Source organism: Blautia acetigignens, assembly GCF_025566865.1.
Taxonomy (GTDB): domain Bacteria; phylum Bacillota; class Clostridia; order Lachnospirales; family Lachnospiraceae; genus Blautia_A; species Blautia_A acetigignens.
Window position 1 is genome coordinate 31,408 of record NZ_JAOQJM010000001.1, and the last position, 24,701, is coordinate 56,108.

Below are 24,701 nucleotides of genomic sequence, written 5' to 3' on the forward strand. Positions count from 1 at the left end.
GATTGTTCCCATGAAGCAGCTTTTCCCCCGTGGAAAACGTATCCGCCCCACGGATAAAGACCTTGTGTTCCATACTGCCCTTGCCGCCCTGTTCCCTGTCTTCCTGCTGGTTGTCCTGCTGTTTCATACAGGGCAGATTGCTGGAACCAACTGGCAGGAAGTGTCCCTCTCCCAGATAGCACAGGATGTAAATATCCCTTACCTGTTATTCAGCATGGGCATGGCAGGGCTGGTGTGTCTTACAACAGTTCTTCTGTTCTGGCGATACCGCAGGGACGAAGTAAAGCAGCTCATCCACCGCCAAAAGCTGGCAAGGATGGTGTTGGAAAACAAGTGGTATGAATCAGAGCAGAGAAAAGAAGACGCTTTTTTCAAAGACTTGTCTTCCAGCCGTTCCAAAGAAACCATCACTTACTTTCCCAAAATCTATTACCGGATGAAACAGGGCTTGCTCCATATCCGTGTGGAAATCACCTTAGGGAAATATCAGGAACAGCTCTTAAACTTGGAGAAAAAGCTGGAAAGCGGCTTGTACTGTGAGCTGACGGATAAGGAATTAAAAGATTCCTATGTGGAGTACACCCTGCTCTATGATACCATTGCCAATCGTATCTCCATTGAGGACGTACAGGCAAAGGACGGCAGGCTCCGGCTCATGGAAAATATCTGGTGGGAGTATGACAAGCTCCCCCATATGCTCATTGCCGGAGGAACCGGCGGTGGAAAGACCTACTTCATCCTGACCCTTATTGAAGCCCTGCTCCGCACCAACGCTGTCCTGTTCGTGTTAGACCCGAAGAACGCCGACCTTGCGGACTTACAGGCGGTTATGCCGGATGTGTACTACAAAAAGGAAGATATGCTCGCCTGCATTGACCGTTTCTATGAAGAAATGATGAAACGCAGCGAAGACATGAAGCTCATGGAGAATTACCGGACAGGGGAAAATTACGCTTATCTGGGGCTTCCTGCAAATTTCCTTATCTTTGATGAATATGTGGCATTTATGGAAATGCTCGGTACAAAGGAAAATGCCGCTGTCCTTAACAAGCTAAAACAAATCGTTATGCTTGGGCGGCAGGCTGGCTTTTTCCTGATTCTCGCCTGCCAGCGTCCAGACGCAAAGTATCTGGGGGATGGAATCCGTGACCAGTTCAATTTTCGTGTGGCTCTGGGACGGATGTCGGAAATGGGCTATGGAATGATGTTTGGGGAAACCACAAAAGACTTCTTCCTAAAGCAGATAAAGGGGCGTGGCTATGTGGATGTAGGAACCAGCGTTATCTCGGAATTTTATACGCCCCTTGTGCCAAAAGGACACGATTTCCTCAAGGAAATAAAAAAGCTCATAGACAGCAGGCAGGGAGTGCAGGCGGCGTGCGAAGCGAAAGCCGCAGAAACGGACTGACCTGCTGTGGCTGGTGTGCCGCAAGGCACGCCAGCATAAACCCCTCGTATCTAACAGAGGGGTACAAATCGACAGGCAACAACCAAACAACAGGGAAGAATCCCAAGGTACATAAGGGATTTTCCCCATATCTGGCGTGTGTCAACAAGGCTCTGAAAGTTGACATACGCTTTTTTAGACAGGAGGGATTTTCACTGAATGAAGAAACATGGGTACGGGACATCAAAGAGAAACGGGAAGTTTACGGTATCTCACAACAGAAACTTGCGTTAGCTGCCGGAATCACCCGTCCGTACCTGAGCGATATTGAAACGGGCAAGGCTCACCCATCCGAAGCATTACAGGAAGCCATCACGGAAGCTCTGGAACGCTTCAATCCAGACAATCCCCTTGAAATGCTCTTTGACTATGTGAGGATTCGCTTTCCCACTACGGATGTGAAGCATATCGTGGAAGACGTGCTGCGGTTAAAACTACCCTACTTTATCCATGAAGACTACGGCTTCTATTCTTACACAGAGCATTACTATCTGGGGGATATTTTCGTTCTGGTATCGCCGGAACTGGAAAAAGGGGTGCTGCTGGAACTGAAAGGGCGTGGCTGCCGCCAGTTTGAAAGCTATCTGCTGGCACAGGAACGGAGCTGGTATGAGTTTTTCATGGACGTTCTCATGGAGGACGGCGTGATGAAGCGGCTTGACCTTGCCATCAATGACAAAACGGGAATCCTGAACATTCCCCATCTGACAGAGAAGTGCCGGAATGAGGAATGTATCTCGGTCTTCCGCAGCTTCAAAAGCTACCGCAGCGGCGAACTGGTGCGGCGTGAGGAAAAAGAATGTATGGGGAACACCCTGTATATCGGCTCCCTCCAAAGTGAGGTGTACTTCTGCATTTATGAAAAAGACTATGAGCAGTACAAAAAGCATGATATTCCCATTGCAGACGCAGAGGTAAAGAACCGCTTTGAAATCCGGCTGAAAAATGAGCGTGCCTTTTACGCCATCCGTGACCTGTTAGAACATGACAATCCAGAACGGACAGCCTTTCAAATCATCAACCGCTATGTCCGGTTCGTGGACAGGGACGATACGAAGCCCCGTTCTGACTGGCGTATCAGTGAGGAATGGGCGTGGTTTATCGGGGAACACAGGGGAAGCCTGAAACTGACAACCAAACCGGAACCCTATTCCTTTGAACGCACCCTGCACTGGCTCTCCCATCAGGTAGCCCCCACGTTAAAGCTGGCTCTCCGTCTGGATAAGATGAACCACACCCAGATTGTCCATGACATCATCACCCATGCAAGACTGACGGAGAAGCATGAAAAAATCCTGAAACAGCAAGCCGCCGATGCAAAGGAGGTGGTGCTTTAACGGCGGCAATCTTGAAACATAAGGAATCTTACAGGAAAGAAAGGAGCTTTTATGAATTTCGGACAGAATCTTTACAACTGGTTTTTATCCAACGCCCAGTCCCTTGTGCTGCTGGCAATCGTGGTGATTGGACTGTACCTCGGATTTAAGAGGGAATTTTCCAAACTTATTGGCTTTCTGGTGGTGTCCCTTGTAGCGGTTGGTCTGGTCTTCAATGCGGACGGTGTAAAGGACATCTTACTGGAACTGTTCAATAAGATTATCGGTGCATAGGAAACCCATTTTACACTTCCGTTATGGAGCAAGCTCTGATTGCTTCATGGCGGAAGTCCACTAGGGGCTTGGGGAGCGTAACTCCCCAAAAGGAGCATGACAGAGAATGGAGGTGACACTGTGGAAGAAATGCGGATTTACATTGCCAACTTAGGCAAATACAATGAGGGCGAACTGGTCGGGGCATGGTTCACGCCGCCTGTAGACTTTGAGGAAGTCAAAGAACGTATCGGTTTGAATGATGAATATGAGGAATACGCCATCCATGATTATGAGCTGCCCTTTGAGATTGACGAATATACCCCCATTGAGGAAATCAACCGCCTGTGTGAAATGGTGGAGGACTTACCGGAATACATTCAGGAGGAACTATCAGAGCTGCAATCCTACTTTGGCAGTATCGAAGAACTCTGTGAGCATGAAGATGATATTATCTGCCATTCCGGCTGTGATGATATGGCGGATGTGGCTCGCTACTATCTGGAAGAAAGCGGACAGCTTGGCGAACTTCCGGCACACTTACAAAACTATATCGACTATGCAGCCTATGGGCGTGACATGGAATTGGATGGAACCTTTATTGTCACGAACCACGGCGTATATGAAATCTTACGGTAGACTCGTCTGTATCTCTTTCAGGAAATACAGGCGGGTTTTTTATTCAGGGGCGGCTTTTGCTGTCCCCATTTTTTAGAAAGGACGGACAACATGAAGAAAATACGAAGCTATACCAGTATCTGGTCGGTGGAAAAGGTACTCTATTCCATCAATGATTTTAAGCTGCCATTCCCCATCACGTTCACACAGATGGCGTGGTTCGTGGTATCGGTGTTTGCAGTTATGCTCTTGGGGAACCTCCCTCCCCTTTCATTCATTGACGGAGCATTTTTGAAATACTTCGGCGTACCCTTTGCCCTCACTTGGTTCATGTGCCAGAAGACCTTTGACGGGAAGAAGCCTTACGGCTTCCTGAAATCCGTACTGGCATATCTGGTACGCCCGAAACTGACCTATGCAGGAAAGCCCGTGAAGCTGGAAAAGGAATATCCGGCACAGCCCATCACGGCAGTAAGGAGTGATATTTATGGCATATCCGATTAAGTATATCGAAAATAACCTTGTGTTCAACCATGACGGGGAGTGCTTTGCTTACTATGAGCTGCTTCCCTACAACTATTCCTTTTTAAGCCCCGAACAGAAATATCAGGTACACGATTCCTTCCGGCAGCTTATCGCCCAGAACAGGGACGGGAAGATTCACGCCCTGCAAATCAGCACCGAATCCAGCATACGGGCGGCACAGGAACGCTCCAAACAGGAAGTGACGGGCAAGTTAAAGGACGTTGCCTGTGCAAAGATTGACGCACAGACCGAAGCCCTGATTTCCATGATAGGGGAAAATCAGGTGGACTACCGCTTTTTTATCGGCTTCAAGCTGCTTGTCAATGAGCAGGAAGTCACCATGAAACAGTTCCGCAGGGAAGCAAAGACCGCTGTTTCCGACTTCCTCCATGAAGTCAACCACAAACTCATGGGGGATTTTGTTTCCATGAGCAATGAGGAAATCTGGCGGTTTCAGAAGATGGAAAAACTGTTAGAGAATAAAATCTCACGCCGCTTTAAAGTCCGGCGGCTTGATAAGGACGATTTTGGCTATCTGATTGAGCATTTATACGGGCAGACCGGAACCGCCTACGAAGATTATGAGTATTACCTGCCGAAGAAACGGTTTCAGGAGGAAACGCTGGTGAAATACTATGACCTTATCAAACCCACCCGTTGTTTGATAGAGGAAAACCAGCGGTATCTGAAAATCGAACAGGAAGACGGGACAGTTTATGCCGCCTACTTCACCATCAACAGCATTGTGGGGGAACTGGACTTTCCATCCTCTGAAATCTTTTACTATCAGCAGCAGCAATTTACCTTTCCCATTGATACCTCTATGAATGTGGAGATTGTGACAAACCGGAAAGCCCTCTCTACGGTACGGAACAAGAAAAAAGAGCTGAAAGATTTGGACAACCACGCATGGCAGAATGACAGTGAAACCAGCACAAACGTGGTGGACGCTCTGGACAGCGTAAATGAGCTGGAATCCACCTTAGACCAGAGCAAGGAATCCATGTACAAGCTGTCCTATGTGGTGCGTGTGACGGCTCCCGACTTGGAAGAACTGAAACGCCGCTGCAATGAGGTGAAAGATTTTTATGACGATTTAAACGTGAAACTGGTTCGCCCCTTTGGGGATATGCTGGGGCTGCATGGGGAATTTCTCCCTGCCAGCAAACGGTATCTGAACGATTACATCCAGTATGTCACCAGTGACTTCCTCGCTGGTCTTGGCTTCGGGGCAACCCAGATGTTAGGAGAAACGGAGGGTATTTATATCGGGTACAGCCTTGATACAGGAAGAAACGTGTACTTAAAGCCTGCCCTTGCCAGTCAAGGGGTAAAAGGCTCCGTCACCAACGCCCTTGCTGCCGCTTTTGTCGGCTCCCTCGGCGGTGGAAAATCATTCAGCAACAACATGATTGTCTATTATTCCGTATTATTTGGGGCACAGGCTCTCATTGTTGACCCGAAAGCGGAACGGGGACGTTGGAAAGAAACCTTGCCGGAAATCGCCCATGAAATCAATATCGTAAACCTGACCTCAGAGGAACAGAACAGGGGCTTACTTGACCCGTATGTGATTATGGAGAACCCAAAGGATTCCGAATCACTGGCAATCGACATCCTGACCTTTTTAACAGGCATTTCCAGCCGTGACGGGGAGAAGTTCCCTGTTCTTCGGAAAGCCATCCGTGCAGTGACAAACAGTGAGGAACGGGGGCTTTTCAAAGTGATTGAGGAACTTCGGGCGGAGGGAACCGCCATCAGCACCAGCATAGCCGACCATATCGAATCCTTTACAGACTATGACTTTGCACACCTGCTCTTTTCGGATGGGGATGTCACACAGTCCATCAGCCTTGAAAAGCAGCTCAACATCATTCAGGTGGCGGATTTGGTGCTGCCGGATAAGGAAACCTCGTTTGAAGAATACACCACAATGGAGCTGCTTTCCGTGGCAATGCTCATTGTAATCAGTACCTTTGCCCTCGACTTCATCCATACAGACCGTAGCGTGTTTAAGATTGTGGATTTGGATGAAGCATGGAGCTTCCTACAGGTGGCACAGGGCAAGACCCTCTCTATGAAGCTGGTTCGTGCCGGACGTGCCATGAACGCAGGCGTTTACTTTGTGACACAGAACACGGATGATTTGCTGGATGAAAAGCTGAAAAACAATCTGGGCTTGAAGTTTGCGTTCCGTTCCACAGACATCAACGAAATCAAGAAGACCCTCGCCTTTTTCGGGGTGGATTCCGAAGATGAAAACAACCAGAAGCGGCTCCGTGACTTGGAAAACGGGCAGTGCCTTATCAGTGATTTGTACGGGCGTGTGGGAGTGATACAGTTCCATCCTATCTTTGAAGACCTGTTCCATGCCTTTGATACCAGACCGCCCGTAAGAAAAGAGGTGGAGGAATGAAGATAAGAAAGCCCATTCAGCAGGGGACAGCCCTTGTCCCTTGCCGGACAAAGGGAGAAAACTCTTTAAAAAAAATCGGGAGTATAGCAGGAAAAGTGCTTCTGGCACTCCTGCTCATCCTCCTGCTGCTGGCAGTCTTCGGCACAGCCGCCCACGCTGCCGGACTGGTGGATGATACGGTGGACGCTGCCAACGAATACAGCAAATATCCTCTGGACAACTACCAGCTTGATTTTTATGTGGACAGCGGATGGGACTGGCTCCCGTGGAACTGGCTGGATGGTATCGGAAAACAGGTGATGTACGGGCTGTATGCCATCACAAATTTTATCTGGACAATCAGCCTGTACCTTTCCAACGCCACGGGGTATCTGATTCAGGAAGCCTACTCGCTGGACTTCATTTCCTCTACGGCGGATTCCATTGGGAAAAATATGCAGACCTTGGCAGGCGTCACCACAGGCGGCTTGTCCTCGGAGGGATTTTATGTCGGGTTCCTGCTGATTCTCATTCTGGTGGTGGGGCTTTACGTTGCCTACACAGGGCTTATCAAACGGGAAACCACAAAAGCCATCCATGCCGTTGTGAATTTCGTGGTGGTGTTCGTGCTGTCCGCTGCCTTTATCGCCTATGCCCCTGATTATATCGGGAAAATCAATGAATTTTCCGCAGACATCAGCAATGCCAGCCTGACCCTTGGCACAAAGATTGTGCTGCCGAACTCGGAAAGTCAAGGAAAAGACAGCGTGGATTTGATACGGGACAGCCTGTTTTCCATACAGGTCAAGCAGCCGTGGCTCCTGCTGCAATATGGCAACTCGGATGTGGAGAGTCTTGGGGCTGACCGTGTGGAACGCCTGCTCTCAACCAGTCCAGACGAAAACAACGGACAGGACAGGGAAGAAATCGTAGTGGAAGAAATCGAAGACAGGGAAAACACCAACCTTACCATCACAAAGACCATCAACCGCTTGGGAACCGTCTTCTTCCTGTTCATGTTCAATATCGGTATCTCCGTTTTTGTATTCCTGCTCACGGGGATAATGATTTTCTCACAGGTGCTTTTTATCATCTACGCCATGTTCCTGCCTGTGAGCTTTCTCCTTAGCATGGTTCCCTCTTTTGAGGGGATGTCTAAACGTGCCATTACGAAACTATTCAACACCATCCTTACCAGAGCCGGAATCACCCTGATTATCACGGTAGCGTTCAGTATTTCCACCATGCTCTACAACCTGTCTGGGGAATATCCGTTCTTCCTGACGGCGTTCTTGCAGATAGTGACCTTTGCCGGAATTTATTTCAAGCTAGGGGATTTGATGGGGATGTTCTCCTTGCAGAGTGGGGATTCCCAAAGCATGGGAAGCCGTATCATGCGAAGACCCCGTATGCTCATGCACGCCCATATGCACCGTTTACAGCATAAGTTGGGACGTTCTGTGGCGGCTCTTGGGGCTGGAACGGCTGCCTATCATGCAGGAAAACAGGCTGGCTCAGACCAGAGAACTGCTTCAACATCTGGTTCTTCCAAACGAACGCAGGCAGACCACAACAGACCAGACGGGCAGGCAACACCGGAAAAGGAATCTGCATGGAAACGGGCTGGCTCTGCGGTAGGTGCGGTGGCAGATACCAAAGATAAGATAGCCGATACTGCCGGACAGCTTCGGGAGCAGGCAAAGGATTTGCCTGTCAATGCAAAGTACGCCCTTTACCACGGGAAAACACAGGTATCAGAGGGAGTACGGGATTTTACTTCCAGCGTGACCCAGACCCGAACTGCCAGAGCCGAACAGCGGAACGCACAGGCAGAAAGCCGCAGACAGACCATTGCAGAACGCAGGGCGGAACTGGAACAGGCAAAACAGCCGCAACAGACAGCTTCCGAATCCCCCAAAGGGGCGGCTCCCGTCCATGAACGCCCTGTTACTGCAAAGCAGCCGGAAGATTTCCGACATCATGCAGATACCACTCATACAGGAAAACCAGCCATGCAGCCGGTTTCCCCATCCATCAGGGAACGGGGACAGGTTCCTTATGGGGGAACTGTGGCAGAACGGGCTTCGGTTCCGGTGGTAAAGGCAGCTTCCATCCACCATGAACAGATACCGCCTGTACGGACAGAACGCCAGATAGTCCCATCTGCTTCCATATCCCAGCCAGATGAAAGACAAAAAGCGGCTCCCACTATCACACAGGCTGCTCCCCACCCGACAAGACCTTTCCAGAACGATACGGCTCCTGTGATACCGGAAAGAAAACGGGCTGCCCCTGTGGTAAAAGAATCGAACTTTACCATCCGGCGTACCACCGCCAGAAAGGAGTGGACAAAAACGGTAACAGCGGCTGCCAAACAGAAGAAAGGGGAGAAACCATGAAGTTAAGACACCTTTTCTTCGCCTGTTCCGGCGTGTTCGTGATGATGTTCTCCCTGCTCCTTTTGGTGGTGATTGTCTTCTCGGATGAGGAAGACGGCGGAAGCGGCGGAAACCTTATCTACGGGGGCGTGAGCGTATCACAGGAAGTCCTCGCCCATAAACCTATGCTGGAAAAGTATGCAAGGGAATATGGCATAGAGGAATACTTAAATGTGCTGCTCGCCATCATTCAGGTGGAATCCGGCGGCACGCTGGAAGACGTTATGCAGTCCTCGGAATCTCTGGGGCTTCCCCCGAACTCCCTTAGTACAGAAGAATCCATCAAACAGGGCTGCAAGTATTTCTCGGAACTGCTCGCAGCGGCAGAAACAAAGGGCTGTGACTTAAACAGTGTGATTCAATCCTATAATTACGGCGGCGGTTTCCTAGACTATGTGGCAGGACACGGAAAAAAATACACCTTTGAACTGGCAGAGAGCTTCGCAAGGGACAAATCCGGCGGAAAGAAAGTCACCTACACCAACCCTGTTGCGGTAGAGAAAAACGGGGGCTGGCGGTATTCCTACGGGAATATGTTCTATGTCCTTTTGGTATCGCAATATCTGACCGTGGCACAGTTTGATGATGAAACGGTGCAGGCTATCATGGAGGAAGCCTTAAAGTATGAGGGCTGGACGTATGTGTATGGGGGCGATTCCCCCTCCACGTCCTTTGACTGTTCGGGACTGGTGCAGTGGTGCTATGGCAAGGCAGGAATCGCCCTGCCACGGACAGCACAGGAACAGTATAATGTGACGCAGCACATCCCCCTGTCCGAAGCAAAAGCAGGGGATTTGGTCTTTTTCCACTCCACCTACAACGCCGGAACCTATATCACCCATGTGGGGCTGTATGTGGGGAATAACCGGATGTACCATGCCGGAAATCCCATTGGCTACGCAGACCTGACAGGCTCCTACTGGCAACAGCACCTTGCCGGAGCCGGACGAATCAAACAATAAGAAAGGATGAACCGATATGATTCAGATTAGAAAAGAGGATAACCAGAAAAAGCAGAAAGAAAAGAAACTGAAAGTCTACAAAGTCAATACCCATAAAAAAACCGTGATTGCCCTGTGGGTGCTGCTGGCGATGAGCTTCCTGTTTGCCGTCTATAAGAATTTCACGGCAATAGACATTCATACTGTCCATGAAACCAAAGTGATTGAGGAAACCATCCTCGACACCCACAAGATAGAGAATTTTGTGGAGAATTTCGCAGAAGTCTACTATTCATGGGAACAGTCCGCCGCTTCCATTGATAACCGGACAAACGCTTTAAAAGGGTATCTCACCGGAGAGCTGCAAACCCTGAATGTAGATACTGTCCGAAAAGACATCCCCGTATCATCTGCCCTAACCGACTTCCAGATATGGGAAATCACAGAAGAAAAGGAGCAGCATTATCAAGTGACCTATACGGTGGAACAACGTATCACAGAGGGGGAATCCAGTAAAACTGTCCGTTCCGCCTATCAGGTGACGGTTTATGTGGACGGCTCTGGAAACCTGACGATTGTCCAGAACCCAACCATTACCAGCGTTCCCGTAAAATCCGGCTACACCCCAAAAGCAGTACAAAGTGACGGTACGGTGGATTCTATCACCACGGAGGAAATCAACGAATTTCTCACCACCTTTTTCAAGCTGTACCCTACGGCAACCGCAAAGGAGCTAACCTATTATGTGAATGAGGGTGTGCTGAAACCTGTGGGAAAAGAATATATTTTCTCGGAACTGGTAAATCCGGTCTACAACCGAAACGGAAATCAGGTGACAGCTTCCCTTGCAGTGAAATATCTGGATAACCAGACCATGACAACACAGGTATCACAGTTTGACCTTGTGCTGGAAAAGAACGGAGAAAACTGGGAGATTGTGAAATAGAGTTATATAAAGCAGAAGACACATTGTATTTCCTGAAAGATTACAATGTGTCTTCACGTTAAAATTCTGTTCTGGACATTCCCCTGTCCTCTGTTTCGACTTCGGCTATCTCTTTTGCTGTGGCGGTGACTACCCGTATTCCTTTCTCACTCATACTATCAAGCAGTGTATCAAGCTGCCTACGTTGTGTATCTTTTTCCGCTGATTTATCTGGGAAAAAGAATTGGTCTACGGATATATCATAGCGTGTTACAAGCTCATAAAAAATTTGTAAACTCGGCTGTTGTCCTTTATTCTCAATATTAGCAAGATAACGTGGTGAGATATACATTTCATCACTTACTTTTTTACGGCTCTCTTTTCGTTCGGTTCTCGCTGCTTTGATAGCTTGTCCGAAAGCCTTAAAGTCATATTTAGCTGTTGGTCTTTTTGCCATATTTATTCACCCATATACATTCTACTGTTCCTCTTTCATACTGAATACGTCTATACAGTTCCTATTTATAGCCATAATAATTCATATGCTTGCACTTGCTATTATTCGTATGCCCGACTATAATTATACTGATATGATTTGTAGAAAGGACTTGGGTGTTATGGAATATATGTCTTGCCCCGAAGCAGCGAAGAAATGGGGAATTTCTGAAAGGCGGGTACAGGTACTTTGCAGAGAAAACCGCATACTGGGTGTTTCAAAACTTGGATATATGTGGCTGATACCAAAGGACGCGGAAAAACCGATTGACGGGAGAATAAAACAAGGAAAGGAGCTACACCATGAATAAAGTTTTGATTATAGATGATGATAAAGAGCTTTGTGCGCTGATTAAGCGAAGCGTTTTATCAGAAGATATAGAAGCTGATTTTTGTAATACAGGAAAAGAGGGATTACAAAAATTAAAAGAAAAAGAATATCAACTTGTGATACTGGACGTTATGATGCCCGGTATGGACGGATTTGAAACACTGGAAGAAATCAGAAAAGAAAACAGTCTGCCGATTTTGATGTTTACCTCTAAAAATGACAGTGCTTCCAAAGTGCGCGGCTTACGCGCAGGAGCCGATGATTATTTGACAAAGCCTTTTGATATGGACGAACTAATAGCCCGTATTATTTCTCTTATACGGCGTTATACCCGTTTCAATCAAACAGACGGAATGACACAGCAGCTTGAATTTGACGGATTGAAAATAGACCTTGAAAATCGTTCTATTATTACGGAAAATGGAACTTTTGAGTTGCCCCCAAAGGAATTTGACCTGCTTTTATACTGCGCGAAACATCAAGGAAAAATTTTGACAAAGCAACAGATTTATGAAGAAGTGTGGGGAGAAGAATATGTTTATGATGACAGTAACATTATGGCGATTATTAGCCGACTTCGTAAAAAATTAGAAGTTAATCCCGGAAACCCCAAATACATTCAGACAATTAAGGGAATTGGTTATCGCTTTAGCAAGGAGGTTTGATTTTTATGGAAGCGATTATTTTTCTATCAATTATCATTGCACTTTTTTCTATTTTTGTTTCTTGCCTTGTTATCCGGCGTGTAAAAAAGCAGATAGCAGAAATAACAGACGCATTGGCTGATGTAAAAAATGGGAATGGAAACAGGCGGATTTTATCAGCAACAAATGAACTGGTAGCTCCTCTTGCTTATGAAATCAATGAGATTGTTGTATCTTATGAGAAAAGGCTGTCTACTGTCCGGCAGGCAGAAGAAACGAACCGCCAGCTTATGACAAGCCTTTCCCATGATGTTCGGACACCGCTTACAACACTTATTGGGTATCTTGACGCCGCACATAGAGGAATTGTCACAGGAAAAGACAAGGACGACTATATCGAAACTGCCCGTCGTAAAGCTCACGATTTGAAAGAATATATAGATATTCTTTTTGACTGGTTCAAATTAAACTCTAATGAGTTTGCTATGGATATAAATACCGTTGAAGCTGCGGAACTAACACGAAATATTTTGATTGACTGGATACCTATATTTGAAGATAGGCAGATAGATTATAACATTGATATTCCCGAACAGCCTTTCCGAGTAAAACTTGATACGGACGGTTATATGCGGATATTGAATAATCTTATTCAGAATGTAATTTCCCACAGTCATGCAGACAAAATAGAAATATTCCTATCAAAGCAGGAAAAAAATATGCAAATTCGATTAACTGATAACGGGATAGGCATTGAAAAAGAAGATTTGAAACATATTTTCGAGAGGCTTTATAAATGTGATAAAGGGCGTGCTGAAAAAGGCAGCGGTCTTGGCTTATCTATCGTTCATCAGCTTGTGGAAAAGATGAATGGCACAATAACAGCAGATAGTGTACCGGAAAAAGGAACTAAATTTACTTTACTTTTTCCGTTGATAGATTAAGGCTTTTCCGTCTTTATGGCGGGAGCCTTAATTACTTTCGGAAGCTGTATTTGAAATTGCAAGGTTAATGCAAGGTTGTTGCAAGGTTAATGCAAGATTGGAGTGATAGAATACTTTACAGAACAGGAGGTTTGAATATGGACAAAAAATATATCATTGAAACAAAAAATCTTACAAAGCAGTACGGCTCACAAAAGAGTGTTGCTGACTTAAATATCCATGTACAGAGAGGAAGAATTTATGGACTGCTTGGAAGAAACGGAGCCGGAAAAACAACTACTATGAAAATGCTGCTTGGATTGACAAAGCCTACTTCCGGCGAAGTCAAAATATGGGGAAAGGCTTTGCAGGGGAATGAAAAGAAACTTTTGCCCCGTATCGGTAGCTTGATTGAGTCCCCCGGCTTCTATCCTAATCTGACTGCTACGGAAAATTTGCGTATCTTTGCAACCTTACGAGGTGTGCCAAACAATCATGCGATTAAAGACGCTTTAGATTTAGTAGGACTGCCTTATAAGGACAAAAAACTGTTTTCCCAGTATTCGCTTGGTATGAAACAACGTCTTGCGATTGCACTTGCTGTTATGCACGACCCGGAACTTTTAATTTTAGATGAACCTATCAACGGGCTTGACCCTATCGGTATTGCGGAAGTTCGCTCTTTTATTCGTGAGCTTTGTGACGCAAGAGGAAAAACAATTTTAATTTCCAGTCATATTCTTTCAGAAATCGCACTATTGGCTGATGACATTGGTATTATCGACCATGGCGCACTACTGGAAGAAGAAAGCCTTGCAGAACTGGAACAAAAAAGTAGCAAACATATTCGATTTACTCTTTCTGATACCGCACAGGCAGCAAGAATTTTGGAACGTACTTTCCACGAAAGCCATTTTTCTATACAGGACGACCATAACTTACGCTTGCATAACCTTGACTTATCCGTAGGAAAAATTGTAACTGCCTTTGTGGAAAATGGATTGGAGGTATCAGAAGCTCATACCTGCGAAGAAAGTCTTGAAGATTACTTCAAGCGAGTGACGGGAGGCGAGGGAATTGCTTAAACTGATAAAATGTGAATTTTTGAAATTGAAACGGAAAAAGTTTATTCCACTGGTTATCTTATCAGCTTTTATGTTCCCTATCCCTCTGACTTATTTAATGACAACTCCCTCTATGATGGAGCGATACACAGATAAGGCAGACGCATTTGATGGACTTTTTAATATGGTACTTGGGTACGGAATACAGTTTTTACTTCCTTGTATTATTGGTGTCATTGCAGCTATGTTGTTTTTTATGGAACGGGACAATGATACATTCAAAAATTTGCGTACTATTCCTGTAACCAGTACCCAAATGGTACTTGCTAAAATTTTTGTACTATTTCTATTTGGAATTATCTTTTGCGTTGCGTCCACTATTGCGACAATTCTTTGTGGTTTGGGAACATTAGAAGTTTATGGACTTGGTTACAAATTATTTTTAGCCGTTGAAACAGGGATTTTTATTACAGCAGGTACATTGCCGCTGATTGTGCTTGTAGTCTTTTTTAGTAAGACCTATGTGTTTTCAATTTTGCTATGTGTTTTTTATAGCGTATTGAATATGAGTGCAACCGCATTGTTTGACGCACTTCCAAAAACAATATTGTGGTTCCTACCTACACCATTAACTACATTTTGGAGTGCCGGAGATATGGCAGCACATGGAATAAAAATGGACTTGGAACAAATGACAGGACTTATTCCCTCAACATTTCAAGTCGTAATGATACTTGGAATTATGGCGATTATTTCATTTTGGTTAATTGACCGATTATACAAACAAAGGGGGGAATAACTATGGTTCGCATTGTGAAAACAGAGTTTTATAAACTAAAAAGGTATCATATCCTTTGGGCTGGGGTTGCGCTCATGCTTCTATCTGTTTTGCTGACTTTATTTACTTCTATGGCAAATGATGGTTCAGTATGGGATTTTGCTTACCTCACAGAACAGGTTATCAAAAACAATATGTCCATGATTTTCCCTATGTGTATTAGTTTGATTGCTGGATATATGATTTCCCGCGAACAAACGGACGATACCTTAAAAAATATTTTAACTGTACCGATTTCATTTAAATGGTTGTTGACCGGAAAATTGATTGTATGTGGTGTACTGTCTATTATCTTCGGTTTGATATGCAGTCTGTTTACAATTATCGCAGAAATGATTGTAGGATTTCCGGGTTTTCAAATATCCTTAGCCTTAAAAGCGGCATTACAAATAACCGCAGTCAATTTCTTTTTGTATATTGCTGTTCTGCCGATTATTATAATTACCTGTCGTAAAGCAGGCAGCTTTTTAGTCGGTGTTATTATTGCCTTTGTTTACGGATATGGAGGTATGTTTGCCGCAGGAAACATGACGTTAGCAAATCTTTATCCGATTACGGCAAGTCTTGGAATGATTGGCTACCGCAGCTATGATACCGCAGTCAACTGGAACATATTAACTTGTATTTGTAGCCTTGCAGTTATTGTTGTCATTTCCGCAGTCTTGATTATTTGCATGAAGGAAACAGAACTCAAACAGGCAAAGAAAAAAGCGAAAAAGGCGGCACCAAAGAAAGGGTGGTAAAATTTTATGAAAAAAATATTTTTATCATTGATACTAATTCTTATTGGAGTATCCACGCTTTCCGGCTGTACAAAAGATGAAATTCTCAATCATTATAATAATGTTGTTCAATCTGCGGGTTCCATAGAACTTACAGGAAAACTCTCTCTACAAGGTAAAAAAGAAAAAGGGATTGATGATTATACAGGAAGCTATCAAGCTGACTATGAAAATTTTTCAGATACAGAGTATCTATTTGGAGGGACTTCAATAAAAAGAGAAGCCGGAAAAGATATATCAGTTACCTGTACATTGGAAGTTTTAAGTGGTACTGCAAAGGTATTTTGGATTTCGGGAGCTGATGAAGCAGTAACTTTACTTGAAACAACTGGAACATACAGCGATACTATTACACTTCCCGATGGCGGAAATTATATCGGTATTGAATGTGAAGATTTTACTGGAAAAATAGAAATGAATATTAAATGATACTCTGCCGGACGACGGTAAAGAAAAAAAGCCGTCGTATCGCAGATAGATTTTCATGCGCCTTTGAAGCGGTGGCTTTGATTTTTAGAGCCGCCGCTTCTTTTTGTCTATTCTTGAACCAACGATAACACAGAATAATGAGTAGTGGCATTTAGGAGGATTGCCACTATGGGGATTTCTTTGTTGCTGTACAGCATACATAAGTTACATTCATTAAAAAAAGTATAGCTCCCCCACTGTGGAAGTCCGACTTTGAATATGAACTGACAAGTCATATTTATTCTACTGTTATTTCTCATGCACTCATTTTTATTTTAAAATGGGTGTATTTTTTTATTCAAAAATGCAACTGCACCCCCTGTCCTGTCGGGACTAAGAGCGAAAAGGGGGAAAGAAGCAGAAATTCCTATCAACTCGCTCCCTTTCAAGGCTGGAAAGGGGGTGAGTAATGATGAAGCCATCTGAATTTCAGACAACCATAGAGAACCAGTTTGATTACATCTGTAAAGTCGCTATGGAAGATGAACGCAAAGACTATCTCAAAGCGTTGTCCAGACAGTGCAAACGGGAAACCCTGTTTTGTGATATGGACGATTACACCGTTAATCTGTTTTCTTCCGAAGACACCTACCCATCCCACTTCCATACTTTTGAAATGGATGGATTTACTGTCCGTATTGAAAACAGCCTGTTAGCAGAAGCATTAGAAAATCTGGATGGAAAGAAACGTGATGTTATCCTGAGATATTATTTTCTTGGATTTGACGATACGGAAATTTCAAAAATTCTGGAAGTCAACCGTTCTACTATCCAGAGAAGAAGACACGCCGGACTAGAATTTATCAAAAAATTTATGGAGGAGGAAGCATGACAGCAAAGCACCCTATGATTCCGTTTCCTGTGATTGTAAGGGCTGCGGACGGCGATATTGAAGCAGTCAACCAGATTGTACGCCATTACAGCGGTTTTATTGCCAGCCGTTCCATGCGTCCCATGAAAGACGAATATGGGAATACCCACATGGTTGTAGATGAAACCCTACGCCGCCGGATGGAAACACGTCTGATTGCAAAGATTTTATCTTTTGAAATCAGGGAACCAAAATAAAAATAACGCTCTCCTGTGGAAGCATGGACAAGCCCATGCTTCCCAGACAGAGCTTGCCAGTCTATTAAAGTGCATTATCACCAGTGCATTTTAACAGGCTAACAAAGCCGGATTGTTCCTTGAAAAAGAAAGCGTCTAATCAACGCAGCATAAAGCAGCCGAATACGTTTCGATAGAAAGAGAGCCGTTGGGCTGGCACGCCGTAACCCACAAAAGGAGGGATGAAACCGGATAGCGATTCCTGCCAGCGTTCCATAAGCAGCTTACCGCAGAGCTGCCGCCATGACCTTTCTATCGTGATAATGATACTTCCGTACAGCCTTAGTCCGTGTGATGATGTAGCACCGCTGGCAAAGGGTACGGCTGGATGAGAACCATGCAGGGGTGAGATTCCCATGAGCTTTAGCGAAAGCTGTTCGGTTTGCTTCAAAGAAAATAACAGGAGGTTGTTATCTTATGGAAAACACAAAGAATCCTGTCCCTGAAATGATACGGGAATACCAGATAGGAAACACCTGTTATGTGGTAAAATCCCGCTCAAAAGAACAGGCACAGGAAGACGCAGTAACGAAAGTAAAAAGGCTTATCCGTAATGACTTGAAACAATAATTTTGCTATAAAACAGGGCAGACAGAAAACAGAAAATGCGGTACAATAAAGTTGCAAAAGCATTGTCTGTTTGACTGTCGGATAGGAGGTATTTATGTTACAGCAGTCAAACAACACTATCACTTCCATTTATCCGATTGGAAATCAAACAGAGGAATTAACCGCATTATACTGTCGGCTTTCACAAGATGATAAACAGGAGGGTGATTCAAACAGTATTATTAACCAGAAAAAAATCCTGAAGCGTTATGCAATCGAACATGGGTATCAGCCTTATGTGTTTTTTGTAGATGATGGATTTTCTGGTACAAATTTCAACAGACCGGATTTTCAAAGAATGATTGCAGAGGTCGAAGCAGGAAGAATCAAACGCGTTATAGTCAAAGATATGTCAAGACTTGGGCGTGATTATTTGCAGGTGGGAATGTACACAGAAATTATGTTCCCGAACCTGGATGTCCATTTTATTGCTGTCAATGATGGCGTGGATAGCCATGTGGGGGAGAATGAGTTTACCCCATTTCGTAACATAATCAACGAATGGTACGCAAAGGACACCAGCAAAAAAATCCGTGCAGTCAAACGTTCTAAAGGAATGGCAGGCGAGCATATCGGTTCTCACGCTCCTTATGGCTACATGAAGAATCCTGACAATAAAAAGGAATGGCTTATAGATGAAGAAGCCGCCGAAGTGGTTCGGGAAATCTTCCGTTTATGTGTCAATGGTTATGGACCGACACGAATTGCCAATATTCTAACGGAAAGAAAAATTCTTTGCCCTACTTATTATGCGTTAGAGCATGGGGAAAAGCCACGAACCGTTCTTCCACCTGACAAGTATCTGTGGAGCGCAACTGTGGTATCTCACATCTTAGAAAGAATGGATTATTTAGGACATACTGTGAATTTTAAGACCCATGTTAAGTCTTATAAAAATCGCAAAAAAATTGATAACAGTCCTGAACAATGGAGGATTTTTGAGAATACCCATGAAGCAATCATTGACAAGGAAACCTTTGAGATTGTACAGAAAATCCGTTCCGGAAAACGCCGCCCTACCAAAATGGGGGATATGCCTATGTTCTCTGGTTTGCTCTACTGTGCAGATTGCGGAAGCAAAATGACATTTCATAGGCAAATGGCACAGAGCGCAGAGAAACATAATTTTGTATGCAGCAATTACCGGCACAATTCAAAATCATGTACTATGCACTATATTCGTAATGTAGTAGTCGAACAAATTGTGCTGGAAAACCTGAAAGAAGTTATCCGCTATGTATCAGATTATGAAGATGAATTTGTTCAGATGGTCATGGATACGGATATGCGGCAAAGAAATAAAGAACTGTCGCAAAAGAAAAAACGGCTTACAGAAATCCATTCCCGTATTCAAGAGTTGGACAAAATTTTTCAACGGATTTATGAAGACAATATTAGTGGAAAACTTTCAGATGAGCGCTTTATGAAACTTTCAAAAGGATATGAGGAAGAACAGCATACTTTGCAGAAAGAACAGACTTCCTTAGAGAAAGAATTACAGAAAGAAGAAAAACAATCTGTGGATGTAAAGCAATTTCTTTCAGTAGTCCGCAAGTACACTAACCTTACAGAACTAACACCAGAAATTGTACATGAGTTTATCGACAAAATTATTGTCCATGCTCCTGATAAGAGCAGCGGTAAACGCTTACAGGAAATTGAAATTATCTATAACCATATCGGAGTATTCGACCACTCAAAGGTCACTTTGTGGAAAGGGAAAGCGGTATAGTACGCAACATACTATACCGCAAAACCTAAATCTTAAAAACATCCTTACCAAACCCTCACATTTACTGGGTTTGTAGCCGTTTTGTCACCTTACAACTGTCAAAGATGGGATTATATAACATCCAAAGATTTTAAGCAAGCCCCTGATGGAATTTCCCCAGGAATTCCTTCATTCGTACATGTTCAGAGGAAAATACCTCCTGCGGGGTACCTTCTACTGCAATGAGGCCATCATCCATGAAAATGATCCTGTCAGAAATATCTTTGGCAAAATTCATCTCGTGGGTGACGATTACCATAGTGATGTGTTCGGCTGCCAAATCCTTAATAACCTTCAGGATCTCTCCTGTAAGTTCCGGGTCAAGGGCGGATGTTGGTTCATCGAAAAACAGAATATCCGGGTTCATACACAAAGCCCTGGCAATGGAAACTCTCTGCTGCTGTCCACCGGAAAGCTGATAGGGGTAATAGTTTTCTTTGTCAGAGAGTCCCATTTTTTTCAAAAGCTCTCTTGCCTGGGCGTAGACTTCTTTTTTGTCTCGTTTCTGGACTTTAATGGGGGCGTCAGCAATATTTTTGATGACGGAAAAATGGGGGAAAAGATTGAAGTTCTGGAATACCAGGCCGATTTTTCCATTTTTGATGATTTCGCCGGAGTCCGGGATTTCCAGACCGGTGGCGCAGCGGAGCAGGGTGGACTTGCCGGAACCAGAAGGGCCGATGATGCTGAGGACCTCGCCCTGGTCTACTTCCAGGGAAATGTCGCGGAGCACATCCAGAGCTCCGAAGCTTTTCTTTATGTGTTTCATTTCAAATAGTTTCATAATGAGGGACTCCATTCTTCTTAACGATAATAATTCAGTTTTTTCTCTACCTTGTCCATGATCACAGCTACCAGAAGGTTAAATACATAATAAAATACGGCGGCTACCACAAAAGGAACCATAGTGGTCTGGGAGCTGGCGATCTGTTTGGCCAGGGTGAACATTTCGGCTACTGCTACTACGAAGGCAAGGGAGGTGTCCTTGACCAGGGTGATCACCTCATTGGTGATGGACGGAAGGATTCGCTTAAATACCTGAGGCAGGATGATGCGAAAGAAGGTCTGTGCCTTGGAATAGCCAAGGATTTTAGCTGCTTCGTACTGGCCTACCGGCATGGACTCAATTCCGCCGCGGTAAATTTCTGCAAAATAGGCTGCGTAGTTAATGGTAAAGGCAATGAATACCGCAATCAGGCTGTAGCCCATGGAAATGCGGATTCCGAAAATGAAATAAGGGCCGAAATATACTACCATCAGCTGCAGCATCAGCGGCGTTCCGCGCATGATGGAAATATAGGCGGTCATAATCCACCGGATCACTGGTATTTTGGACATTTTTCCCCAGCAGACCAGAAGTCCAAGGGGCAGGGAAAAAACAAGGGTTACAAAGAAAATCTCGGTGGTTACCGTCATTCCCTTTGCAAGCTGGCTTAACATCACACTAAAACTCATAGTTTTTTGATTTCCTCCTGTTGATACTTGTATTCTAAGATGTCTGTCTGACACATTTTTTCACCTCTGTGAATTACAAAGCACCCTTTTTCCGTCAGACATCCTTCTCGCTAAGAAAAGAGGGTGCGCCAGGTACCCTCTTCTCTGCTTTTCTATGTACAAAATAATTTGTTCTAATATATTGAATTTAACTGAATCAAAACTCAGCGGCAATTTCAAGGATTATTCAGCCTCATCCTCAGCTGCATCTTCTGTTTCTGCATCAGCAGCTTCTTCTGTATCCGCATTCTCATCTTCTGCGTCTTTGCTGTCCTCATCTACAAGGCAAAGCATATCTGCGACTCCATACTGTTCTGCCAGCTTATCGATCTCGCCGTCCTCGTACAGCTTCATAACCTCTGCCCATACCGTATCGCGGAGCTCTTCATTGCCTTTGGCAAAGCCGATGCCGTACTGCTCGCTCTGGATTGGCTCGTCAAGGATCTTGTATTTGCCCTCTTCTCTCTGAGCCAGCTGGTATTTGGCAACACCGATATCAACTGCAACGGCATCTGCTGCACCGGAATCAATGTTCATAAATGCGGTATTGTAATCCGGGTTCTCAGTAAGGGAACCGAAGCTGTCTGTCAAGTCTTTGTTATCATCGCTGTTCAGCGCATCCAGTGCTGCGGAAGCTGCCTGAACCACTACGTTCTTGCCAGCAAGATCTGCAAGAGTATCAATTCCGGAATCAGAAGCAACTACCATAACCTGCTCATTGTTCAGATATGGATCAGACCAGGTGTAGTCGTCCTCACGTCCGTTGATCGTGAAGCCGTTCCAGATGCAGTCGATGTTTCCGGAATTCAGCTCCATGTCCTTGGAATCCCAGTTGATCGGCTTCTTCACAAGTTCCCATCCAAGGTTGTCGCACACCTTCTGTGCAATATCCAGGTCAAATCCAACATACTCACCGTCCTCATCCATATATCCAAATGGCGGATACTCTGCATCAAATCCAACAGTCAGTGTCTTGCTGTCTGCATCTGCATAAACAGTTACACCGGAACACACGCCTGCTGCCATCAGGGCACTCATCATAATCGCCAGCATTCTCTTCTTCATAATATCTATCCTCCTGAAAGTTGTTCTCAAAGTAATTTTAGTACGTTTTCACGCTACCATGTTAAAGCATGTTTGTATGGTAGCATACGAAAGCGTTTCTGTCAACATGAAATTTTAATGCCGGAGATAAAAAACAAATAGCAAAGCACAGATTCATCATGAACCTGTGCTCCTGTGATACTCCCCTGTTAATTTTTCCAGCATTTCGTCCGTCCTGCCTGGTCTGATGCTGATCTCTTTTTTCTGGGAAAACTGATCCAGCGCTTCCTTCAAAGCAGCCTTCACCTCAGAAGAAACATTTAACACCTTCAGCTTCTTCTCATACTCCTCCGGCTTCTTTACGCTTCTGTACGCAAGCAGGTAGCAGATCAGTTCCTTGTCGCTGCTCTCTGTAAGGAATGCCTCCCAGAAGCATTCCAATGCCTTCTCCATCTGGAAAAGATAGCTGTACGCACATCCCAAATTGTGCCAGATGCTCATAGTAAGCCCCGGCTTCACCTGCTCCAGCCCCTCTTTCTTAAGAAGCTGCTGGTAAACCTTGATGGCACTGACGTACATTTTGTTTGCCACCAGCGCATCTCCCTTTTGCTTCTGGCGAAGAAGAGGCGCCTCCTGATCCAGCTTTGCCAGCTTCACATTCAGGGCCTTCAGCTCATCATAGGTAAGATAATTGATCTCCTTAAAAATGGGATAAAGCACATCCTCAATACTTGCAAATTTGCCAAGATGGGGACGAAGCTTGGCTGCCAGCCTTGGCAGATCCAGTTCCTCGCTGATCCAGATACATAAGCCCTCATTCATAACAGAGGAATCCACCAGATACAGGTTATGGTACAGGTAATAGCAAAGCTCTTCCAGTGAATAAATATTCGTGCTGATGTTCTCCACAAAATAAGGCTTTCCGGCCTTTTTTGTCTGACATAAAATATATCCGCTCATGTTCCTGCCTCCTTTACCACTCTACCAGTTCATCCCAGACCTTGCCGCTTGACGGGAACATCTCCCCAAAGCCCAGGTCCTTTACCTGAACACGGCAGCGCTTCTGTGATACATACGCAAGGGAAAGAGACAGTCTTGTGGTCTTATTCGGACGCTCCGGCAATCCCGGCAGTCCCATGATCACCTTCTTTTTCTGCTTCTCGCCGAAGGTTCCCACCACAAAAACGAGTTCTGCGGTATCATCCAAAATCAGCTCGCAGCTGGCCTTGCACTCATACCAGTTCTTTCCGGCTTCAATAAGAGGATAATAGGCAGGCGCACCCATCACCCGCATATCCATGCCAATGTCTTTCAGAACCAGTGCCGGGCTCATATAACGGTAGCCCTTAAGGATCTTATCCTCCATCCGCTCTTTTCCGGCAGCGCAGGCTCCCTTTGCGAAAAGATTGTTGCCGTAATAGACTTTTCTTCTCTGCATGCAAAGGCTTCCGATGGACTTCTTCGCCCACTTGGGATCAAAGCCGTAGCCTGTGATCTGAATGCTGGAAAACAGCCCGGTTCCCAAAGTTTCCTTTATGAAATCCCGGTAAGCCTCATCTCTGGCCTCCACAGCCTTCTCTCTTTTCTCCTCATCCGCTGTGAGGGAGGGAAGCGTAGTCACCTTAGGCTCCTCCAGGCGCACCAGTACCGGTCTGGTACCGCCGTCCATAGTCAGCTGGCGGAACTCCACCTCATCCTGGTGAAAGGAGTACCAGCCAATGCTTCGGTTCCAGGTCTCCCTTTTCTGGGTCAGGGAATAATAATAGAAGCACTCCCCATGATCCATCAGCATATACTGGTTCTTGCCAAATCCAATGTCCTGGCAGGCTTTTTCCAGGTTTTTCACCTGTGTATCCTCAAGCTCAGGACTTGTGATCACCAGGCATTTGGTATTTTTCACAACGTCTGTCACACCCAGGAATTTCAGCATTCCCCGAAGAAAAACGCCCAGCAGCTCCCATGGCTCTACCTGCTCTCCAAAAAGCTGTACGCTGTCTTCTTTTTTGCAGACCTCATACAGGTCATCCACCAGCTGGCCGCTTTTTTCCCGTGCGAAATACACTGCTTCCACACCGATTGTATATTCCTTTTGCTCTCCCCTTCTGCAGATACAGGTGGGGACCTCATATTCCTCAGTTCCAATCTTCATGGACACCGAGCAGGGTTTCTCCCCTTTCCGGTCATAATAGCAGATCTGGGAATAGTCTTTTCCAAAATCAATTCCTATGATCAAATCACGAATTTCGTTCATAT

The 24,701-nt window shown here is 45.1% G+C and carries 25 protein-coding genes; 19 read left to right on the forward strand and 6 right to left on the reverse strand.

What is annotated here, in order from left to right; translation table 11 throughout:
- The first annotated feature begins 10 nt into the window (after positions 1 to 10).
- From OCV70_RS00165 to OCV70_RS00205, 9 genes are all read left to right on the forward strand, one after another.
- Positions 11 to 1,408: an FtsK/SpoIIIE domain-containing protein gene (locus tag OCV70_RS00165; protein WP_262578959.1), complete on the forward strand. Its 1,398-nt coding sequence runs from the start codon at positions 11 to 13 to the stop codon at positions 1,406 to 1,408.
- Positions 1,409 to 1,560: 152 nt separating this feature from the next.
- A complete protein-coding gene (gene mobT / locus OCV70_RS00170) occupies positions 1,561 to 2,784 on the forward strand; it encodes a MobT family relaxase (RefSeq protein WP_262579166.1) in 1,224 nt (407 codons plus the stop codon).
- A 51-nt stretch (positions 2,785 to 2,835) separates the two neighbouring features.
- The gene (locus OCV70_RS00175) at positions 2,836 to 3,057 is read left to right on the forward strand and encodes a hypothetical protein (RefSeq protein ID WP_002570387.1); all 222 of its coding nucleotides are present in this window, start codon (positions 2,836 to 2,838) and stop codon (positions 3,055 to 3,057) included.
- 129 nt (positions 3,058 to 3,186) lie between these two features.
- Positions 3,187 to 3,675, forward strand: a complete 489-nt coding sequence (locus OCV70_RS00180) for an antirestriction protein ArdA (RefSeq protein WP_178818151.1) — start codon at positions 3,187 to 3,189, stop codon at positions 3,673 to 3,675.
- 90 nt (positions 3,676 to 3,765) lie between these two features.
- The gene (locus tag OCV70_RS00185) at positions 3,766 to 4,158 is read left to right on the forward strand and encodes a conjugal transfer protein (RefSeq protein WP_005427021.1); all 393 of its coding nucleotides are present in this window, start codon (positions 3,766 to 3,768) and stop codon (positions 4,156 to 4,158) included.
- Positions 4,142 to 6,595 (forward strand): conjugal transfer ATPase TcpF, encoded by a 2,454-nt coding sequence (gene tcpF / locus OCV70_RS00190; protein WP_011861918.1) that lies wholly within the window; start codon positions 4,142 to 4,144, stop codon positions 6,593 to 6,595. The genes OCV70_RS00185 and tcpF overlap by 17 nt, the downstream gene beginning before the upstream one ends.
- Positions 6,592 to 8,973, forward strand: coding sequence for a CD3337/EF1877 family mobilome membrane protein (locus tag OCV70_RS00195; protein ID WP_262578960.1), 2,382 nt, complete (start codon positions 6,592 to 6,594; stop codon positions 8,971 to 8,973). Before tcpF ends, OCV70_RS00195 begins: the two co-directional genes overlap by 4 nt.
- Positions 8,970 to 9,974 carry a bifunctional lytic transglycosylase/C40 family peptidase gene (locus OCV70_RS00200; RefSeq protein ID WP_011861916.1) on the forward strand — a complete coding sequence of 335 codons (1,005 nt, stop codon included), beginning with the start codon at positions 8,970 to 8,972 and terminating at the stop codon, positions 9,972 to 9,974. Before OCV70_RS00195 ends, OCV70_RS00200 begins: the two co-directional genes overlap by 4 nt.
- 16 nt (positions 9,975 to 9,990) lie before the next feature.
- Positions 9,991 to 10,899 carry a conjugal transfer protein gene (locus OCV70_RS00205; protein WP_262578962.1) on the forward strand — a complete coding sequence of 303 codons (909 nt, stop codon included), beginning with the start codon at positions 9,991 to 9,993 and terminating at the stop codon, positions 10,897 to 10,899.
- A 58-nt stretch (positions 10,900 to 10,957) separates the two neighbouring features.
- On the opposite strand, the gene OCV70_RS00210 is transcribed toward OCV70_RS00205, so the two are convergent.
- Entirely contained in the window at positions 10,958 to 11,335 is a 378-nt protein-coding gene (locus OCV70_RS00210; RefSeq protein ID WP_009255071.1) for a helix-turn-helix domain-containing protein, read from the reverse strand.
- A gap of 341 nt (positions 11,336 to 11,676) precedes the next feature.
- On the opposite strand from OCV70_RS00210, the gene OCV70_RS00220 reads away from it, so the two are divergent.
- The 10 genes from OCV70_RS00220 (at position 11,677) to OCV70_RS00265 (ending at position 19,871) form a co-directional block, all read left to right on the forward strand.
- Complete coding sequence (locus OCV70_RS00220; protein ID WP_009255073.1) at positions 11,677 to 12,369, forward strand: response regulator transcription factor; 693 nt, start codon at positions 11,677 to 11,679, stop codon at positions 12,367 to 12,369.
- 5 nt (positions 12,370 to 12,374) lie between these two features.
- On the forward strand, positions 12,375 to 13,292 hold the full coding sequence (locus OCV70_RS00225; protein ID WP_009255074.1) for a sensor histidine kinase: 918 nt from the start codon (positions 12,375 to 12,377) through the stop codon (positions 13,290 to 13,292).
- A gap of 137 nt (positions 13,293 to 13,429) precedes the next feature.
- Positions 13,430 to 14,356 (forward strand): ABC transporter ATP-binding protein, encoded by a 927-nt coding sequence (locus tag OCV70_RS00230; protein ID WP_009255075.1) that lies wholly within the window; start codon positions 13,430 to 13,432, stop codon positions 14,354 to 14,356.
- Positions 14,349 to 15,134, forward strand: coding sequence for an ABC transporter permease (locus OCV70_RS00235; RefSeq protein WP_009255076.1), 786 nt, complete (start codon positions 14,349 to 14,351; stop codon positions 15,132 to 15,134). The genes OCV70_RS00230 and OCV70_RS00235 overlap by 8 nt, the downstream gene beginning before the upstream one ends.
- Before the next feature lie 2 nt (positions 15,135 to 15,136).
- Entirely contained in the window at positions 15,137 to 15,916 is a 780-nt protein-coding gene (locus OCV70_RS00240) for an ABC transporter permease (protein WP_009255077.1), read from the forward strand.
- A 6-nt stretch (positions 15,917 to 15,922) separates the two neighbouring features.
- Positions 15,923 to 16,384 carry a hypothetical protein gene (locus OCV70_RS00245; protein ID WP_016360065.1) on the forward strand — a complete coding sequence of 154 codons (462 nt, stop codon included), beginning with the start codon at positions 15,923 to 15,925 and terminating at the stop codon, positions 16,382 to 16,384.
- 448 nt (positions 16,385 to 16,832) lie between these two features.
- Positions 16,833 to 17,255: an RNA polymerase sigma factor gene (locus OCV70_RS00250; RefSeq protein ID WP_022615780.1), complete on the forward strand. Its 423-nt coding sequence runs from the start codon at positions 16,833 to 16,835 to the stop codon at positions 17,253 to 17,255.
- On the forward strand, positions 17,252 to 17,491 hold the full coding sequence (locus tag OCV70_RS00255) for a helix-turn-helix domain-containing protein (RefSeq protein WP_009255079.1): 240 nt from the start codon (positions 17,252 to 17,254) through the stop codon (positions 17,489 to 17,491). Before OCV70_RS00250 ends, OCV70_RS00255 begins: the two co-directional genes overlap by 4 nt.
- 456 nt (positions 17,492 to 17,947) lie before the next feature.
- Entirely contained in the window at positions 17,948 to 18,100 is a 153-nt protein-coding gene (locus tag OCV70_RS00260) for a transposon-encoded TnpW family protein (protein WP_077138574.1), read from the forward strand.
- A 94-nt stretch (positions 18,101 to 18,194) separates the two neighbouring features.
- Positions 18,195 to 19,871, forward strand: coding sequence for a recombinase family protein (locus OCV70_RS00265; protein WP_118044296.1), 1,677 nt, complete (start codon positions 18,195 to 18,197; stop codon positions 19,869 to 19,871).
- Positions 19,872 to 20,001: 130 nt separating this feature from the next.
- Here the strand turns inward: OCV70_RS00265 and OCV70_RS00270 are convergent, their stop codons facing one another.
- From OCV70_RS00270 to OCV70_RS00290, 5 genes are all read right to left on the reverse strand, one after another.
- Positions 20,002 to 20,694, reverse strand: a complete 693-nt coding sequence (locus OCV70_RS00270; RefSeq protein WP_186901070.1) for an amino acid ABC transporter ATP-binding protein — start codon at positions 20,692 to 20,694, stop codon at positions 20,002 to 20,004.
- 20 nt (positions 20,695 to 20,714) lie between these two features.
- Positions 20,715 to 21,365 (reverse strand): amino acid ABC transporter permease, encoded by a 651-nt coding sequence (locus OCV70_RS00275; RefSeq protein WP_117850477.1) that lies wholly within the window; start codon positions 21,363 to 21,365, stop codon positions 20,715 to 20,717.
- 222 nt (positions 21,366 to 21,587) lie between these two features.
- Positions 21,588 to 22,469, reverse strand: coding sequence for an amino acid ABC transporter substrate-binding protein (locus OCV70_RS00280; RefSeq protein ID WP_117850479.1), 882 nt, complete (start codon positions 22,467 to 22,469; stop codon positions 21,588 to 21,590).
- Positions 22,470 to 22,625: 156 nt separating this feature from the next.
- Positions 22,626 to 23,408, reverse strand: coding sequence for a hypothetical protein (locus OCV70_RS00285; protein ID WP_117850481.1), 783 nt, complete (start codon positions 23,406 to 23,408; stop codon positions 22,626 to 22,628).
- Between the two features lie 13 nt (positions 23,409 to 23,421).
- Positions 23,422 to 24,699: a DUF5716 family protein gene (locus tag OCV70_RS00290; protein ID WP_117850484.1), complete on the reverse strand. Its 1,278-nt coding sequence runs from the start codon at positions 24,697 to 24,699 to the stop codon at positions 23,422 to 23,424.
- Positions 24,700 to 24,701: the final 2 nt, after the last annotated feature.